This window comes from Streptomyces sp. NPDC088553 (genome assembly GCF_044752965.1).
Taxonomy (GTDB): domain Bacteria; phylum Actinomycetota; class Actinomycetes; order Streptomycetales; family Streptomycetaceae; genus Streptomyces.
Genome location: NZ_JBIVMG010000004.1, coordinates 310242 through 325901, shown reverse-complemented (window position 1 = coordinate 325901; position 15660 = coordinate 310242). Strand labels below are relative to the sequence as shown.

15 protein-coding genes are annotated in these 15660 nt (G+C 73.8%); 10 read left to right on the top strand and 5 right to left on the bottom strand.

Going from position 1 to position 15660, the window contains the following annotated elements; genetic code table 11:
- Positions 1-57: 57 nt before the first annotated feature.
- Positions 58-1299 carry a radical SAM family heme chaperone HemW gene (gene hemW / locus ACIP8Z_RS14600; protein ID WP_402083021.1) on the top strand — a complete coding sequence of 414 codons (1242 nt, stop codon included), beginning with the start codon at positions 58-60 and terminating at the stop codon, positions 1297-1299.
- On the opposite strand, the gene ACIP8Z_RS14595 is transcribed toward hemW, so the two are convergent.
- The 3 genes from ACIP8Z_RS14595 to ACIP8Z_RS14585 form a co-directional block, all read right to left on the bottom strand.
- The gene (locus ACIP8Z_RS14595; protein WP_402083019.1) at positions 1296-2531 is read right to left on the bottom strand and encodes a Cmx/CmrA family chloramphenicol efflux MFS transporter; all 1236 of its coding nucleotides are present in this window, start codon (positions 2529-2531) and stop codon (positions 1296-1298) included. The genes hemW and ACIP8Z_RS14595 overlap by 4 nt on opposite strands.
- A gap of 362 nt (positions 2532-2893) precedes the next feature.
- Positions 2894-3694, bottom strand: a complete 801-nt coding sequence (locus ACIP8Z_RS14590; RefSeq protein ID WP_402083016.1) for a DUF3097 domain-containing protein — start codon at positions 3692-3694, stop codon at positions 2894-2896.
- Positions 3695-3704: 10 nt separating this feature from the next.
- Positions 3705-4433 (bottom strand): MBL fold metallo-hydrolase, encoded by a 729-nt coding sequence (locus ACIP8Z_RS14585; RefSeq protein ID WP_402083013.1) that lies wholly within the window; start codon positions 4431-4433, stop codon positions 3705-3707.
- Between the two features lie 148 nt (positions 4434-4581).
- On the opposite strand from ACIP8Z_RS14585, the gene hrcA reads away from it, so the two are divergent.
- The 4 genes from hrcA to ACIP8Z_RS14565 all read left to right on the top strand — a co-directional run bounded on the left by hrcA (position 4582) and on the right by ACIP8Z_RS14565 (position 8706).
- Positions 4582-5601: a heat-inducible transcriptional repressor HrcA gene (gene hrcA, locus ACIP8Z_RS14580; RefSeq protein WP_187624554.1), complete on the top strand. Its 1020-nt coding sequence runs from the start codon at positions 4582-4584 to the stop codon at positions 5599-5601.
- A complete protein-coding gene (dnaJ, locus tag ACIP8Z_RS14575; protein ID WP_030317496.1) occupies positions 5602-6738 on the top strand; it encodes a molecular chaperone DnaJ in 1137 nt (378 codons plus the stop codon).
- Positions 6739-6886: 148 nt separating this feature from the next.
- Complete coding sequence (locus ACIP8Z_RS14570) at positions 6887-7966, top strand: nitronate monooxygenase (RefSeq protein ID WP_402083010.1); 1080 nt, start codon at positions 6887-6889, stop codon at positions 7964-7966.
- The gene (locus tag ACIP8Z_RS14565; protein ID WP_402083007.1) at positions 7963-8706 is read left to right on the top strand and encodes a 16S rRNA (uracil(1498)-N(3))-methyltransferase; all 744 of its coding nucleotides are present in this window, start codon (positions 7963-7965) and stop codon (positions 8704-8706) included. Before ACIP8Z_RS14570 ends, ACIP8Z_RS14565 begins: the two co-directional genes overlap by 4 nt.
- A gap of 168 nt (positions 8707-8874) precedes the next feature.
- Here the strand turns inward: ACIP8Z_RS14565 and ACIP8Z_RS14560 are convergent, their stop codons facing one another.
- Positions 8875-9282 carry a hypothetical protein gene (locus ACIP8Z_RS14560; protein ID WP_402083004.1) on the bottom strand — a complete coding sequence of 136 codons (408 nt, stop codon included), beginning with the start codon at positions 9280-9282 and terminating at the stop codon, positions 8875-8877.
- Between the two features lie 76 nt (positions 9283-9358).
- Between ACIP8Z_RS14560 and ACIP8Z_RS14555 the strand changes: the two genes are divergently transcribed.
- From ACIP8Z_RS14555 to ACIP8Z_RS14535, 5 genes are all read left to right on the top strand, one after another.
- Complete coding sequence (locus tag ACIP8Z_RS14555) at positions 9359-10675, top strand: ATP-binding protein (protein WP_402083001.1); 1317 nt, start codon at positions 9359-9361, stop codon at positions 10673-10675.
- Positions 10672-11766, top strand: coding sequence for a tetratricopeptide repeat protein (locus tag ACIP8Z_RS14550; RefSeq protein ID WP_402082999.1), 1095 nt, complete (start codon positions 10672-10674; stop codon positions 11764-11766). Before ACIP8Z_RS14555 ends, ACIP8Z_RS14550 begins: the two co-directional genes overlap by 4 nt.
- A gap of 75 nt (positions 11767-11841) precedes the next feature.
- Complete coding sequence (locus ACIP8Z_RS14545) at positions 11842-12201, top strand: histidine triad nucleotide-binding protein (RefSeq protein WP_187624561.1); 360 nt, start codon at positions 11842-11844, stop codon at positions 12199-12201.
- 13 nt (positions 12202-12214) lie between these two features.
- Positions 12215-13117, top strand: a complete 903-nt coding sequence (locus ACIP8Z_RS14540; protein WP_402082996.1) for a ribonuclease Z — start codon at positions 12215-12217, stop codon at positions 13115-13117.
- Positions 13118-13127: 10 nt separating this feature from the next.
- On the top strand, positions 13128-14138 hold the full coding sequence (locus ACIP8Z_RS14535; protein ID WP_402082993.1) for an adenosine deaminase: 1011 nt from the start codon (positions 13128-13130) through the stop codon (positions 14136-14138).
- Between the two features lie 69 nt (positions 14139-14207).
- Here ACIP8Z_RS14535 and ACIP8Z_RS14530 read toward each other — a convergent pair whose 3' ends face one another.
- Complete coding sequence (locus ACIP8Z_RS14530) at positions 14208-15533, bottom strand: MFS transporter (RefSeq protein ID WP_402082990.1); 1326 nt, start codon at positions 15531-15533, stop codon at positions 14208-14210.
- Between the last annotated feature and the right edge of the window lie 127 nt (positions 15534-15660).

Below are 15660 nucleotides of genomic sequence, written 5' to 3'. Positions count from 1 at the left end.
CGCCCCTGTGGAGAGGTTGTCCACAGGCCGGGCGTTCACCTCGGGCAGTACGGGACAATGGGGCTCATGCCTTCCGTACTGCCCGATGGTGAGTCCGTTCCCGACGACGGGGCGCTGCCCCCGCACGCCCTCGAAGGGGCGGGGGAGCGGCCGCTCGGGTTCTATCTGCACGTGCCGTACTGCGCGACGCGCTGCGGCTACTGCGACTTCAACACCTACACGGCCAGTGAGCTGCGGGGCACCGGCGGCGTGCTCGCCTCCCGGGACAACTACGCCGAACAGGTCGTCGAGGAGATCCGGCTCGCCCGCAAGGTGCTCGGGGACGACCCTCGGCCGGTCCGGACCGTCTTCGTGGGCGGCGGTACGCCCACGCTGCTCGCCGCCGGTGATCTCGTACGGATGCTGGGGGCCGTCCGCGAGGAGTTCGGGCTCGCCGACGACGCCGAGGTGACGACCGAGGCCAACCCCGACTCCGTGAACCCGGCCTATCTGGCGGAGCTGCGGGCCGGGGGCTTCAACCGGATCTCCTTCGGCATGCAGAGCGCCAAGCAGCACGTCCTGAAGATCCTCGACCGGACGCACACCCCGGGCCGCCCCGAGGCCTGCGTCGGGGAGGCGCGGGCCGCCGGGTTCGAGCACGTCAACCTCGACCTGATCTACGGCACCCCCGGCGAGACCGACGACGACTGGCGGGCCTCGCTCGACGCGGCCATCGGCGCCGGACCCGACCACATCAGCGCCTACGCGCTGATCGTCGAGGAGGGCACGCAGCTGGCGCGGCGGATTCGGCGCGGCGAGGTCCCCATGACCGACGACGACGTCCACGCCGACCGGTACCTGATCGCCGAGGACGTCCTCTCCGGGGCCGGCTTCGACTGGTACGAGGTCTCCAACTGGGCCACCTCCGAGGCCGGGCGCTGCCTCCACAACGAGCTCTACTGGCGCGGTGCCGACTGGTGGGGCGCGGGCCCCGGCGCCCACAGCCACGTCGGCGGCGTCCGCTGGTGGAACGTGAAGCATCCCGGTGCGTACGCCGCCGCGCTGGCCGCCGGGACGTCTCCGGGGGCCGGACGTGAGCTGCTCTCCGAGGAGGACCGCAGGGTCGAGCGCGTACTCCTGGAGCTGCGGCTCAAGGAGGGCGTCGAGCTGTCCCTCCTCAAGCCGGCGGGCCTCGCCGCCTCCCGCAGGGCCCTCGCCGACGGACTGCTCGACGCCGGGCCGTACGCGGCGGGCCGGGCGGTCCTGACCCTGCGCGGACGGCTGCTCGCGGACGCGGTGGTGCGGGACCTCGTGGACTAGGGGGTGTCGTGCCGTTCAGGGCCGGACAGGCCCCGGTCCGGCGCGCTCGCGCCGGGCTCGCGGCAGGACATCCCCTGGGCGGCCGCGAGGACCCTGCGGGACGGCAGGGCGATGAGCAGGGCGCCCAGGACGAGGAGTCCGCTCGCCCACAGCGGGCCGAGCGTCCCCGCCCCGGCCCGCAGGGTGAGGGCGGCGACGAGCGGTCCGGTGGCGGCCCCGACGTTGAGCGCGGCGGTCGCGTAGGAGCCGGCCATGGTGGGGGCTCCCGCGGCCTCGTAGAGGACCCGTGCGATCAGCGTGCCGCCCAGCGCGAACGACCCCATGCCCTGCAGGAACACGAGGGCGAGCAGCGCGGCCGGTTCCTCGGCCAGCACGGCCAGGGCCGGCCAGCCGACGAGCAGCAGCGGACCGCCGACCGCGACGACCAGGCCCGGGTACCGGTCGGACCACCGTCCCGCGAGGGTGATCCCGGCGAAGGAGCCGACCCCGAAGAGGACCAGGGCGACCGGAACCCACAGCTCGCCCAGACCGGCGGAACCGGTCACGACGGGCGCCAGGAAGGTGAAGCTCGCGAAGGTCGCCGCGTTCACCAGGGCGCCGAGCAGCATCACCAGGAGCAGCCGCGGACGCCCGAGCCGCGCCAGCTCCGCGCGCAGTTCCGGCCCCCCGGCCGCGCCCTCCCGCGCGGGCCGCGCCGGGACTCCCCGGAGCACGCCGAGGGCCGCGGGCAGGCAGAGGGCGGCGACGGCCCAGAACGTGGCCCGCCAGTCGAGCAGCGTGCCGAGCAGCGATCCCGCGGGGACTCCGGCGATCGTGGCCAGCGTCGTGCCGGACAGCAGGACGGCCAGCGCGCGCCCCTTCCGGTCCGGCGGCACGAGCCGGGTGGCGGTGGTCAGGGCCACGGCGAGGAAGCCGGCGTTCGCGAGGGCCGCGACCACCCGGGTGGCGAACAGGACGGTGAAGCTGGTGCTGACGGCGCCCAGGACGTGCGCCGTCGAGAACACGAGGACGAACCCGAGCAGGCTCGCCCGTACCGGCCAGGAGCGGGCGAGCGCGGCCAGGAGCGGCGCGCCGACGATCATTCCGACGGCGAAGGCCGAGGTGAGCAGACCAGCGCTCCCGACCGTGACGCCGAGGTCGGAGGCGATGTCCGGCACGAGGCCGGCGAGCATGAATTCCGAGGTGCCCATGGCGAAGGCCGCCAGGGCGAGCAGAAAGAGCGGGAGGGGCATCGAGCGGCTCCGGGGTGAGGAAATGACGACAGAGGCATCTCGTCACCGCGGTCAGCACCCACGGGCCCACGCGTCCGGCCGCGGAGGGCGGCGGGAGGGAGGGTGGCAGGACTTCGAACCCGGTGCCGTACGACCGCGGGGGCCGTACGGAGCGGGCTCAGTGGTCCGTGAGAACTCGGGGGTCCAGGGGGCTGACGGCGTGACCGAAAGCCCCCGACGTGTCCGACTCGGGGCTCGACATGCCGCGCACGCTACCCGACCGCGCCCTGCCGAGGCACCCCCGATTCCACGGGGGAACAGCCCTGGAAAGCCCCCGGGGAGTGTCTTGCCGAATCAGGCCGGGCTCGTCGACAGGACGCCCCCTACGGCGCCGTCACGAAGTCGATCAGTTCCTCCACCCGGCCCAGCAGCTCCGGCTCCAGGTCCTTGTACGTCGTCACCCTCGACAGGATGTGCTGCCAGGCCGCGCCCGTGTTCGGCGGCCAGCCCAGGGCCTCGCACACGCCCGTCTTCCAGTCCTGGCCCCTGGGGACCCGCGGCCAGGCCCGGATGCCCACCGACGCCGGTTTCACCGCCTCCCAGACGTCGATGTACGGGTGGCCGACGACCAGCACGTCGGGCGAGGTCACCTGGGCGGCGATCCTCGACTCCTTCGAACCCGGGACCAGGTGGTCCACCAGGACGCCCAGCCGGGCGTCCGGCGCGGGGGCGAACTCCGCGACGATCGACGGAAGGTCGTCGACGCCCTCCAGGTACTCCACGACCACGCCCTCGATGCGGAGGTCGTCGCCCCAGACCCGCTCCACCAGCTCCGCGTCGTGGCGGCCCTCCACGTAGATCCGGCCCGCGCGCGCCACGCGGGCCCGCGCCCCCGGGACCGCCACCGAGCCCGACGCCGTACGGGTGGGGCGGGCGGGACCGGCCGACGGGCGGATCAGCGTCACCACCCGGCCCTCCAGGAGGAAGCCGCGCGGATCCAGCGGGAACACGCGGTGCTTGCCGAAGCGGTCCTCCAGGGTCACCGTGCCCGCCTCGCAGCGGATCACCGCCCCGCAGAAGCCCGTCGTGACCTCCTCGACGACCAGATCACGGTCGGCCGGAACCTCGGGAACGGGCGCCGAGCGCTTCCAAGGGGGCGTCAGGTCGGGGTTGTAGCTGCGCATTCGGGCGACGTTATGCGACGGAGAAGCGCGTTGCCAGTTCCTCCCGTTGGAGTCGTACGAACGTGGCGTCCACCACCGCCCCGTGCCCCGGCACGTACACCGCGTCCTCGCCGCCGAGCCGCAGCAGCCGGTCGAGCGCGTCCGGCCAGCGGGAGGGGATCGCGTCCGGGCCCGCCTGCGGTTCGCCCGACTCCTCGACCAGGTCGCCGCAGAAGACCACCTCGCGCTCACCCGGCACCAGGAGCACCAGGTCGTGGCCCGTGTGGCCGGGGCCGACGTTCGCCAGGAGGACCTGCCGGCCGCCCAGGTCGAGCGTCCACTCGCCGGAGACCACGTGCCGCGGGGCCACCAGGACGTCCACCGCCTCCGCCGCCGCCGTCTCGTCGAGCCCGTGCCGTACCGCGTCCGCGCGCAGCGCCTCCCGGTCCCGCACCCGGCCGAGGAGCTCGTCCGAGCCCACCGCGCCGAAGACCTCCGCGCCCGAGAACGCCGCCGTGCCGAGAACGTGGTCGAAATGGGGGTGGCTCAATGCGATGTGCGTCACTCTGCGGCCGCCCGTGAGGTCCGCGATCCGGGTCCGCAGCTCGGCGCCCTCCGCGAGCGAGGAGCCCGTGTCGTACAGCAGCACCGCCCGTTCACCCAGTACCAGTCCGACCGTGGCGTCCCACCCGGGCAGCCGTCGCCGGCCCACCCCGTCCGCGAGCCGCTCCCATCCGTACGCTTCCCAATCCACGTCCATGCGGCGACGCTAACCGGTGGAGGCGTCGCCACCTTGCCAGGAGCGACGCCCGCCGCCGTACACTGGCCGGGGGATCGCTGGCACTCGAACAGGGCGAGTGCCAAAAGCGGAGCAACCGGAACGACGACGACAGCTGGAGGTGCGCACGATGCTCAGCGAACGCAGACTCGAGGTCCTGCGCGCCATCGTCCAGGACTACGTCGGGACGGAGGAGCCCGTCGGCTCCAAGGCGCTCACCGAGCGCCACAAGCTCGGCGTATCGCCCGCCACCGTGCGCAACGACATGGCCGTCCTGGAGGAGGAGGGCTTCATCGCCCAGCCCCACACCAGCGCCGGCCGCATCCCGACCGACAAGGGCTACCGCCTCTTCGTCGACCGGCTCGCCGGCGTCAAGCCGCTGTCGACGCCCGAGCGCCGGGCCATCCACAACTTCCTCGACGGCGCGGTCGACCTGGACGACGTCGTCGGCCGTACGGTCCGGCTGCTCGCCCAGCTGACCCGTCAGGTCGCCGTCGTCCAGTACCCCTCGCTGACCCGCTCGACCGTCCGGCACGTGGAGCTGCTCTCGCTGGCCCCCGCCCGCCTGATGCTGGTGCTCATCACGGACACCGGCCGCGTCGAGCAGCGGGTCATCGACTGCCCCGCGCCGTTCGGCGAGACCTCGCTCGCCGACCTGCGGGCCCGGCTCAACAGCCGGGTCGTCGGCCGCCGGTTCGCCGACGTGCCGCAGCTGGTGCAGGACCTCCCCGAGTCGTTCGAGGAGCCCGAGGACCGCGCCACGGTCTCGACCGTGCTCGCGACCCTCCTCGAAACCCTCGTCGAGGAGCACGAGGAGCGGCTGATGATCGGCGGCACCGCCAATCTCACCCGCTTCGGACACGACTTCCCCCTGATGATCAGGCCCGTCCTCGAGGCTCTGGAGGAGCAGGTCGTGCTCCTCAAGCTGCTCGGCGAGGCCAAGGAATCGGGCATGACCGTACGCATCGGGCACGAGAACGCCCACGAGGGGCTGAGCTCCACGTCCGTCGTCTCGGTCGGCTACGGTTCGGGCGGCGAGGCAGTCGCCAAACTCGGCGTGGTCGGACCGACCCGCATGGACTACCCCGGAACGATGGGAGCGGTACGCGCAGTGGCACGTTACGTCGGACAGATCCTGGCGGAGTCGTAAGTGGCCACGGACTACTACGCCGTACTCGGCGTGCGCCGCGACGCTTCCCAGGACGAGATCAAGAAGGCCTTCCGGAGGCTCGCGCGCGAGCTGCACCCGGACGTGAATCCCGATCCGAAGACGCAGGAGCGCTTCAAGGAGATCAACGCCGCCTACGAGGTCCTCTCGGACCCGCAGAAGAAGCAGGTCTACGACCTGGGTGGCGACCCGCTCTCGGCCTCCGGCGGAGGCGGCGCGGGCGGCTTCGGGGCCGGTGGCTTCGGCAACTTCTCCGACATCATGGACGCCTTCTTCGGCACGTCCCAGCAGCGCGGCCCGCGCTCGCGGACCCGCCGCGGCCAGGACGCCATGATCCGTCTGGAGATCGACCTCAACGAGGCGGCCTTCGGCACCACCAAGGACATCCAGGTCGACACGGCCGTCGTCTGTACGACCTGCTCGGGCGAGGGCGCCGCACCCGGCACCTCCGCGCAGACCTGTGACATGTGCCGCGGCCGCGGTGAGGTCTCGCAGGTCACCCGGTCCTTCCTGGGCCAGGTCATGACCTCGCGCCCCTGCCCGCAGTGCCAGGGCTTCGGCACCGTCGTCCCGACCCCGTGCCCCGAGTGCGCGGGCGACGGCCGGGTCCGGTCCCGCCGCACCCTCACGGTGAAGATCCCGGCCGGTGTCGACAACGGCACCCGGATCCAGCTCGCGGGCGAGGGCGAGGTCGGCCCCGGCGGCGGCCCCGCCGGCGACCTGTACGTCGAGATCCACGAGACCCCGCACGAGACCTTCCAGCGGCGCGGCGACGACCTGCACTGCACGGTCACCCTCCCGATGACGGCGGCGGCCCTCGGCACCAAGGTGCAGCTGCAGACCCTCGACGGCCTGGAGGAGATCGACGTAAGGCCGGGCACCCAGTCCGGCCAGTCGATCCCGCTGCACGGCCGGGGCGTCACGCATCTGCGCGGCAACGGCCGGGGCGACCTGATCGTGCACGTCGAGGTGCAGACCCCGGGCAAGCTCGACGCGGAGCAGGAACGCCTCCTGCGCGAACTGGCCAAGCTGCGCGGCGAGGAGCGGCCCACGGGGCAGTTCCAGCCGGGACAGCAGGGGCTGTTCTCGCGGCTGAAGGACGCGTTCAACGGGCGGTAGGCAGCGCCGGTATCTGTTGTACGGAAAGGGCGGCACACGCGCATGGGCGTGTGCCGCCCTTTCCGTACCGTACGTGCGCCGTCCAGTGCCTCCTCCGTACCTGACGTACGGATTCGGCCCGGAAGCAGGGGCATGGCACGATGCCCATATGTCCACCACCGCACTGAACGATCTCTCTCGGTTTCCGATCGTGCAGGCCCCCATGGCGGGTGGCGCCTCCTCTCCCGAGCTGGTCGGAGCCGTGTGCGCGGCCGGGGCGCTCGGCTTCCTGGCCGGCGGGTACAAGACGGCCGGAGGCCTCTACCAGGAGATCAAGCAGGTACGCGGGCTCACCGCACGCCCCTTCGGCGTCAACCTCTTCCTGCCGGACTCCGGACGGCCCGCCGACCCCGCCTCCGTCGAGGTCTACCGGCATCAGCTCGCGGGCGAGGCGACCTGGTACGAGACCCCGCTCGGCGAGACCGACGACTGCCGCGACGACGCGTACGACGCCAAGCTGGCGATCCTCCTGGAGGACCCGGTCCGAGTCGTCTCCTTCACCTTCGGCTGCCCCGCGCCCGAGGTCCTCGCCTCCTTCGCGCGTGTGGGAACGTTCACGATCGTCACCGTCACCTCCGCGGAGGAGGCCCTCGCCGCCCAGCAGGCCGGGGCCAACGCCGTCTGTGTGCAGGGCGCCGAGGCGGGTGGACACCAGGGCACGTTCCGCGACGACCCCGCCGACGACGCCCCGGGCACCGGACTGCTCGCCCTGCTCGGCCTGGTCCGCGAGAGCGTCGCCCTGCCGGTCGTCGCGGCCGGCGGCATCATGCGCGGCGCGCAGATCGCCGCCGCCCTGGCCGCCGGGGCGGACGCCGCCCAGCTCGGCACGGCCTTCCTCTGCTGCCCCGAGTCGGGCGCCCACCCGCTGCACAAGCGGGCCCTGACCGACCCGCTGTACACCCGGACCGCCCTCACCCGGGCCTTCACCGGGCGTCCGGCGCGCGGCCTCGTCAACCGCTTCATGCGCGAGCACGGGCCGTACGCCCCCGCCGCGTACCCCGAGATCCACCACCTCACCGCCCCGATCCGCAAGGCCGCCGCCACCGCGGGCGACGCGCAGGGCATGGCCCTGTGGGCCGGGCAGGGCCACCGGCTCGCCCGCGAACTCCCCGCCGGGCAGCTGGTCGAGGTGCTGGCCGCCGAACTCGACACCGCTCTCTCCGAGCTGCCCCACAGGAGCGCCTCATGACCGCACCCGTCTTCGTCGTCGACGCCGTTCCCGGCCCCGGGAGCTTCCTCCTGGACGGCCCCGAGGGCCGGCACGCCGTCTCCGTGAAGCGGCTGCGGGAGGGCGAGGAGCTCGTCCTCGCCGACGGCCGGGGCCGCTGGGCCGCGTGCGTGGTGCTGGCCGCCGAGGGCAAGGACCAGCTCACCGTGCGGGTCGACGAGGTCCACGAGGATCCCGAGGAGGAGCCCCGTATCACCGTCGTCCAGGCGCTGCCCAAGGGCGACCGGGGCGAACTCGCCGTCGAGACCATGACGGAGACCGGGGTGGACGCGATCGTGCCGTGGGCCGCCTCCCGCTGCATCACGCAGTGGAAGGGCGACCGGGGCCTCAAGGCGCTCGCCAAGTGGCGGTCCACCGCGCGGGAGGCCGGGAAGCAGTCGCGCCGCTCCCGGTTCCCCGAGGTCGCGGAGCCGATGACGACCAAGCAGGTCGCCGTGCTGCTCGCCGGAGCCGACTTCGCGGCCGTGCTGCACGAGGACCGCGACCACCCGAGCGGGGCGCTCGCCACCGCCGAACTCCCGGAGAAGGGCTCGATCGTGCTGGTCGTCGGCCCCGAGGGCGGGGTCTCCCCGGAGGAGCTCGCCGCGTTCGAGGCGGCCGGGGCGAAGCCGTACCGGCTCGGCCGGAGCGTGCTGCGGACGTCGACTGCGGGCACGGCGGCGACGGCGCTCGTCCTGGGACGCACGGGCCGCTGGAGCTGACCGCCCCGGGCTCCAGACCCGTCCGGCCACAGGGCTTCCGGCCTCAGGCGTTCCGGCCTCTCGCGCTTCCGGCCTCAGGCGTTCCCCGCCTCAGGGATCCCGGCCGCGGGCGCTCCCGGGCCACAGGGCTTCCGGCCTCAGGCGCTCCGGCTTCTCGCGCTTCCGGCCTCAGGCGTTCCCCGCCTCAGGGATCCCGGGGGCCTCGGCGCTCGTCGGCCCGTCCCCTGTCGTCAGGGTGTCGTAGAGGGGCCAGCCGTCCTCGTCCTGGATGCCGTGGGCGGTCGGGAGCAGGCCGCGGGCCGCGGCCTCGTCGAGGAAGCGGCGTACGACGCCCGGTTCGTTCAGGTTGAGGATGGCGCCGGCGCCGGTCGCGGCGATGTCGCCGGCGCCGAAGGGGTAGCCGGCCACGATGCGGCCCGGACCGTCCCGGAAGACCAGACGGAGCTGGCTGTGGCGGTTCTCGGCGCGGCGCAGGGTGAGGAACGTCAGGCAGTCCGGGGTGTGGTCGTGCCCGACCGTCCACAGCCACACCGTGGACTCCACCGTCAGCCTGCGTGGTACGCGGTCCCGTCTCATCCGGCGAAGTGTACGGAGTCCGCGACGGACCGAACCCGGTGGACAGCCGCCCCCGCACGCTCCTTAGGCTGGCCGCATGGCCGACGAGTCCCCCCTGATCCGCAGTCTGCGCGCCGCCGTGGCCGCCGCCCCCGGTGACGTACCCCTGCGTCTTCACTTCGCCGAACTCCTCCTCTCCGAGGGGCGGAACGACGAGGCCGTCGCGGAGGCGGCCGTCGCGCTCCAGCACGCGCCGGGGGACGCGGACGCGCGGGCGCTGATGGTGCGGGCCATGGGGATGCCGCCGGCCCCTGCCACCGCTCCGACGGAGAACGCCCCCGGGCCGACCGGGCCGACCGGGCTGCCCACGTCGCCCACGTCGTCCGAACCGCCCGCGTCGCCCGTGGGCAAGGCCCCCGCCTTCGACTGGGACGCCGCCGAGCAGCAGGTGCAGGACGTCGTCGGGCCCCGTTTCCTGGAGGACCCGCAGGCCGCCGACGGCGACGGGCCCGCCGGGGACGCCGACGCCTGGGACGTCGACGCGCCCGGCGCCGTGCGCCTCGCGGACGTCGGCGGCATGGACGAGGTCAAGGAGCGCCTGGAGGCCGCCTTCCTCGCCCCCATGCGCAACCCCGAACTGCGCAGGCTGTACGGCAAGTCGCTGCGCGGCGGGCTGCTCCTCTACGGGCCTCCCGGCTGCGGCAAGACCTTCATCGCGCGGGCCGTCGCCGGCGAGCTGGGCGCGAACTTCCTCACCGTCTCGCTCTCCGACGTCCTCGACATGTGGATCGGGGCCTCCGAGAAGAACATCCACGACATCTTCGAGACCGCCCGCCGCCAGGCCCCCTGCGTCGTCTTCCTCGACGAGCTGGACGCCCTCGGCGCCAAGCGTTCCCGCACCCACCACAGCGGACTGCGCAACGTCGTCAACCAGCTCCTCACCGAGCTCGACGGCATCGCGAGCGGCGCCGGCAACGAGGGCGTGTTCGTGCTCGCCGCCACCAACGTGCCCTGGGACGTGGACATCGCGCTGCGCCGCCCCGGCCGCCTCGACCGCACGCTCCTCGTGCTGCCGCCGGACGCCACCGCGCGCGAGGCGATCCTCCGCTACCACCTGCGCGAGCGGCCCATCGAGGCCGTCGACCTCGGCAAGCTCGTCAAGGCCACCGAGGACTTCTCCGGCGCCGACCTCGCCCATGTCTGCGAGTCGGCCGCCGAGGCCGCGCTGCTCGACTCCGCCCGCAGCGGCTCCGTGCGGCTGATCACCACCAAGGACCTGCTGGGCGCGGCCAAGCAGATCAAGCCGTCCACCGAGCCGTGGTTCGCGGCCGCCCGGAACGTCGCCATGTTCGCCAACGAGGGCGGCCTGTACGACGACCTCCTCGCCCACCTCAAGCGGAAGCGCAAGCTGTGACCACCCCGACCACGCTCCTGCGCGCCGAGGCCCTGTACGACACCGGGCGGTTCGCGCAGGCCGGGGAACTGGTCGCCCAGCACCTGGCGAGCGAACCGGAGGACGCCGAGGCGCTCGTCCTGCTCGCCCGCTGCCACCACCGCGCCGAGAAGCACCAGGACGCCCTGGAAGCCGTGGACGGCGCGCTGCGTGCCGAACCCGAGCTGCTGATGGCCTGGCTGATGCGCGTCCAGATCCTGCTCGAACTGCGGCGGTTCCAGGAGGCCGAGACCGCCGCCCGGTACTCCGTGCGGCTCGCCCCGCAGTACTGGGGCACCCACTACGCCCTCGGCACCGCCCTCGCGCAGTTCGCGGAGCACGCGCGGACGCCCGCTCGTACCGTCGAGGCGTACGAGGCGGCCCGGGCCGCCGTCAGCCTCGCCCCCGAAGAGGACGCGGCCCACTTCCTGGTGGGGCTCACCGCCCAGCGCCGGGGCGACCACGCCACCGCGCAGCGGGCGTACGAGGCCGCCCTGCGGCTCAACCCGCAGAGCAGCGAGGCCCACAACAACCTGTCGCTGCTCCGGCTGCGCCGCCGCTGGTTCCGGCGCGGGGCCTGGACGCAGGCCGCCGAGGGTTTCGTCGCCTCCGCCGCGCTCGACCTCCAGGACCGCAAGGCCCGCTACAACCTGGAGGCCATGGCCTGGAACACCGTCGCCGGGGCGCGCTGGGTGGCCCTGCTCGGCTTCGTCGCCTCGACGTTCGGCGCCGCCCCGGTCCGGAGCGGTGACACCGGCGCGGACGCGATCGTGCCGTTCCTGATCGGCGCGGCCGTGATCGTCGGAGCCTGGGGCGGCTGGGTGCTGTGGATGAGCCGCCGGGTGCCGCCCCGGCTGCGCCGCCCGATGTTCCTGGTGGCGCGCTCCTGCCGGCCGGTGATCGCGATGGCCGCCGCCGTGGGGCTGCTCGGGCTCTACTCGGTGGTGTCGATGGCCCTCTGGTCCTTCGACGCCGGGGTGGTCGGCGGGCTGGGGACGCCGCTGTTCTGGGCCGTGATCATCACGTACTGGGTGAGCCGCTCGGCCCTCAACCGGCGCGCGCCCAAGGACTGACCTGGGACACGGCGGCGACCGTGGCGGCGGATAGCATGCGCGTGTAGTGACCGACGAGGCGAGGAGGCCCGGGCCATGGCCGGAGAGCCGCAGAGCGACTGCCTGTTCTGCAAGATCGTGGCGGGGGAGGTGCCCGCGACGATCGTGCGCGAGACGGAGACCACGCTCGCGTTCCGCGACATCAACCCGCAGGCGCCCAGCCACGTCCTCGTGATCCCGCGCCTCCACTACCCGGACGCCGCGTCCCTGGCCACCGCCGCCCCGACCGTCGCCGCCGACATACTGCGCGAGGCCGGAGAGGTCGCCGCCCAGGAGAAGGTCGAGGGCAGCGGCTTCAGGATCGTCTTCAACACCGGCGCCGGCGCGGGCCAGACCGTCTTCCACGCCCACGCGCACGTGCTCGGCGGCCGCGGCCTCAACTGGCCCCCCGGCTAGACCGGCGGCACGCGTGTCCGTACGGGAACTCGTCGTGCTCGGGACCGCAAGCCAGGTCCCGACCCGGCACCGCAACCACAACGGCTACCTGCTGCGCTGGGACGGACAGGGCATCCTCTTCGACCCCGGTGAGGGCACCCAGCGCCAGATGCTGCGGGCCGGGGTCGCCGCGCACGACATCGACCGGATCTGCGTCACGCACTTCCACGGCGACCACTCGCTCGGCCTCGCCGGGGTGATCCAGCGGATCAACCTCGACCAGGTCCCGCACCCCGTCACCGCGCACTACCCGGCGAGCGGGCAGCGCTTCTTCGAGCGGCTGCGGTACGCCACGGCCTACCGCGAGACCGTGCGGCTGGCCGAGGCACCGGTGGCCGCCGACGGGCCGCTCGCCGTCACCGACGCGTACACCCTCGACGCGCGCCTGCTCTCGCACCCGGTCGAGTCGTACGGCTACCGGCTCACCGAGCCCGACGGGCGCCGCGTCCTGCCCGAACGGCTCGCCGCGCACGGCATCAAGGGCCCCGACGTCGGCCGCCTCCAGCGCGAGGGCGTCCTCGGCGGCGTGACCCTCGACGACGTCAGCGAGGTCCGGCGCGGGCAGCGGTTCGCCTTCGTCATGGACACCCGGCTCTGCGACGGCGTGCACGCGCTCGCCGAAGGCGCCGACATGCTCGTCATCGAGTCGACCTTCCTCGACGAGGACGTCCGCCTCGCCACCGACCACGGTCATCTGACGGCCGGACAGGCCGCGGCGGTCGCCCGGGACGCGGGTGTACGGCACCTGGTCCTGACCCACTTCTCGCAGCGCTACTCCGACCCGGCCGAGTTCGAGCGGCAGGCGCGGGCGGCCGGGTTCGACGGCGAACTGAGCATTGCCCAGGACCTCATGAGGGTCCCCGTACCGAAGAGATAGAGCACCACCCATGCCCCTCCCCGCGGCTCTCCCCAAGGCCGAACTGCACCTCCACATCGAAGGCACCCTCGAACCCGAGCTGGCCTTCGCGCTCGCCGCGCGCAACGGCGTCACCCTGCCGTACGCGGACACCGAGGCCCTGCGCGAGGCGTACCGCTTCAGCGACCTCCAGTCCTTCCTGGACCTCTACTACGGCCTGATGGCCGTCCTGCGCACCGCCGAGGACTTCACCGAACTCACCGACGCCTATCTGGAGCGGGCCGCCGCCCAGGGCGTCCGGCACGCCGAGATCTTCTTCGACCCGCAGGCGCACACCGCCCGCGGCGTCCCCATCGGCACGGTCATCGAGGGCCTGAGCGCCTCGCTCGAACGCTCCGAGGAGCGGTACGGGATCTCCACCCGGCTCATCATGTGCTTCCTGCGCGACGAGTCGGCGGAGTCGGCGCTCGCGACCCTCGACGCCGCCAAGCCCTACCTGGACCGGATCACCGGTGTCGGCCTGGACTCGGCGGAGGTCGGCCACCCGCCGGCCAAGTTCCGCGAGGTGTACGCGGCCGCCGCGGCGCTCGGACTGCGCCGCGTCGCCCACGCGGGCGAGGAGGGTCCGGCGGCGTACGTCCGCGAGGCGCTCGACGTCCTCGGCGTGGAGCGGATCGACCACGGGCTGCGGTGCATGGAGGACCCCGAGCTCGTCGAACGGCTCGTGCGCGAGCGGGTGCCGCTGACGCTCTGTCCGCTGTCGAACGTACGGCTGCGGGCGATCGACGTGCTGGGTGACCATCCGCTGCCGGCGATGATGGCGGCGGGGCTGCTCGTCACCGTGAACTCCGACGACCCGGCGTACTTCGGCGGGTACGTGGGGGACAACTTCGACGGGGTGCGGGAGGCGTTGGGGCTGTCGTCGGAGCGGTTGCGGGAGTTGGCGCGGAACTCGTTCGAGGCGTCGTTCCTGGAGGATGACGAGCCTCGTCGGGCGCGGTACCTGGCCGAGGTCGAGGCGTACGAGTTCGGCGGGGAGTAGGCGGGCGGGGGCAGGTGGGTGCGGGGGGCGCCCGCGGCCGTGCCCTCAGACGCCGGGCGGGCTGGGTTCTCAGCCCCGGTCGCTCGGCCTCGCCAGGCGGAAGGTCGACTTCACGAGGCGGCGGCCCGCCGGGACACGGACCGGGGTGATCTCCTGTTCCGGTGCGCCCATCTGCGGGACCGTCGGCGGGGTCGCCGCCGCCGTGCCCGCCAGGACCGCGCCCGCCGCGCCGCCCCGCCGTCGTACCGAGCCCGGGACCAGGGGGCGGCCCGAGACGTGGCGGGCCACCGCCGTCATCGGGATCGCGACCAGGACGAGCAGGGCGCACAGGACCACGCCCATGCCCGGGTACCCGGCGCCCTCCGACAGGAGGCTTCCCGCCAGGGGGCCGCAGGCCACGCCCAGGGAGGACGCCGCGCCGACCAGGACCGCCCAGCGGCCCCGGGGGTCGAGGGAGGCGGCCAGGCCCAGGAGGTAGGAGAGGACCACCGGGTAGCAGGCGTTCCACAGGATCTCGCCGGTCGCGAAGGAGACGAGGTCCTCCGCCGCCGAGCTGAGCAGGACGCAGGCCGCGATGACGACCGTGCCCACGCCGATCGGTACCGCCCGGCCCAGACGCGAGCCGAGGGCGCCGGCCGCCGTGACCCCCAGGAGTCCCGCGCCGAGCGCCGCCGCGAAGACCGCGCCGACCGTGACCTCGGAGAGACCGGCCTGAGTGAGGCCGATGCGGCCGCTCACGCCCCACAGGGCGTTCTGGGAGAGGGACCAGAGGAGGATGCCGCCCGCCAGGACCGTGCCCGCCGTGCGGTGGGGCAGGGGGCCGGTCGGGGCGGTCTCGCGGGCCCCCCGGGCCGTGCCCGGCAGCCTGCTCGTGAGCGGCCACACCAGGGCCGCCGCGCAGGCGATCGCGAGCAGCGGCGGCGCGTGGCCGCCGGACAGGTGCGGGAGGGTGAGGTAGAGCGCGCCCGCCGTGGCCGAGACCGAGAGCAGGCCGAGCGTCGAGGCCCGGTGGGGGTCCCGCTGCCCGGCGATCCCGGCCGCCGCCACCGCCGTCGCCGTACCGGAGCCGAGGCCGCCGAGGACCGCGCCCGCGACCACCAGGGGCACGATGCCGGTCGCGGCGGCGGAGCCGTATCCCACCGCCATCGCGAGCAGGCCCGCGCGGGCCGCCCGGCGGGGGCCGATCCGGTCCCCGCGCGCGGCGAGCGTGAAGCCCGCGGTGGAGGAGCCGAGGAGCAGGACGGATCCCACGAGGCCCGCCTGTGCCGGTGTGAGGCCGAGCCCGGCGGAGAGCCGGCCGACGACGGTCGGCAGCAGGTACGGGGCCAGGTATCCGGCGGTGAAGAGGGAGACGAGGGCGACGAGGGCCCCCGGGACGCGCGGGCGCGACGACATGGGCGTTCCAGGAACTGAACAGGGAAGTGAGACGGCGCCCGGTGAGCCACGGGGTCGCGGCACCATGTGTATCAAGCATCCGAGTGGGCGGAGAAGGTGGATTCCCCCGATTCGGTCCGTGATACGG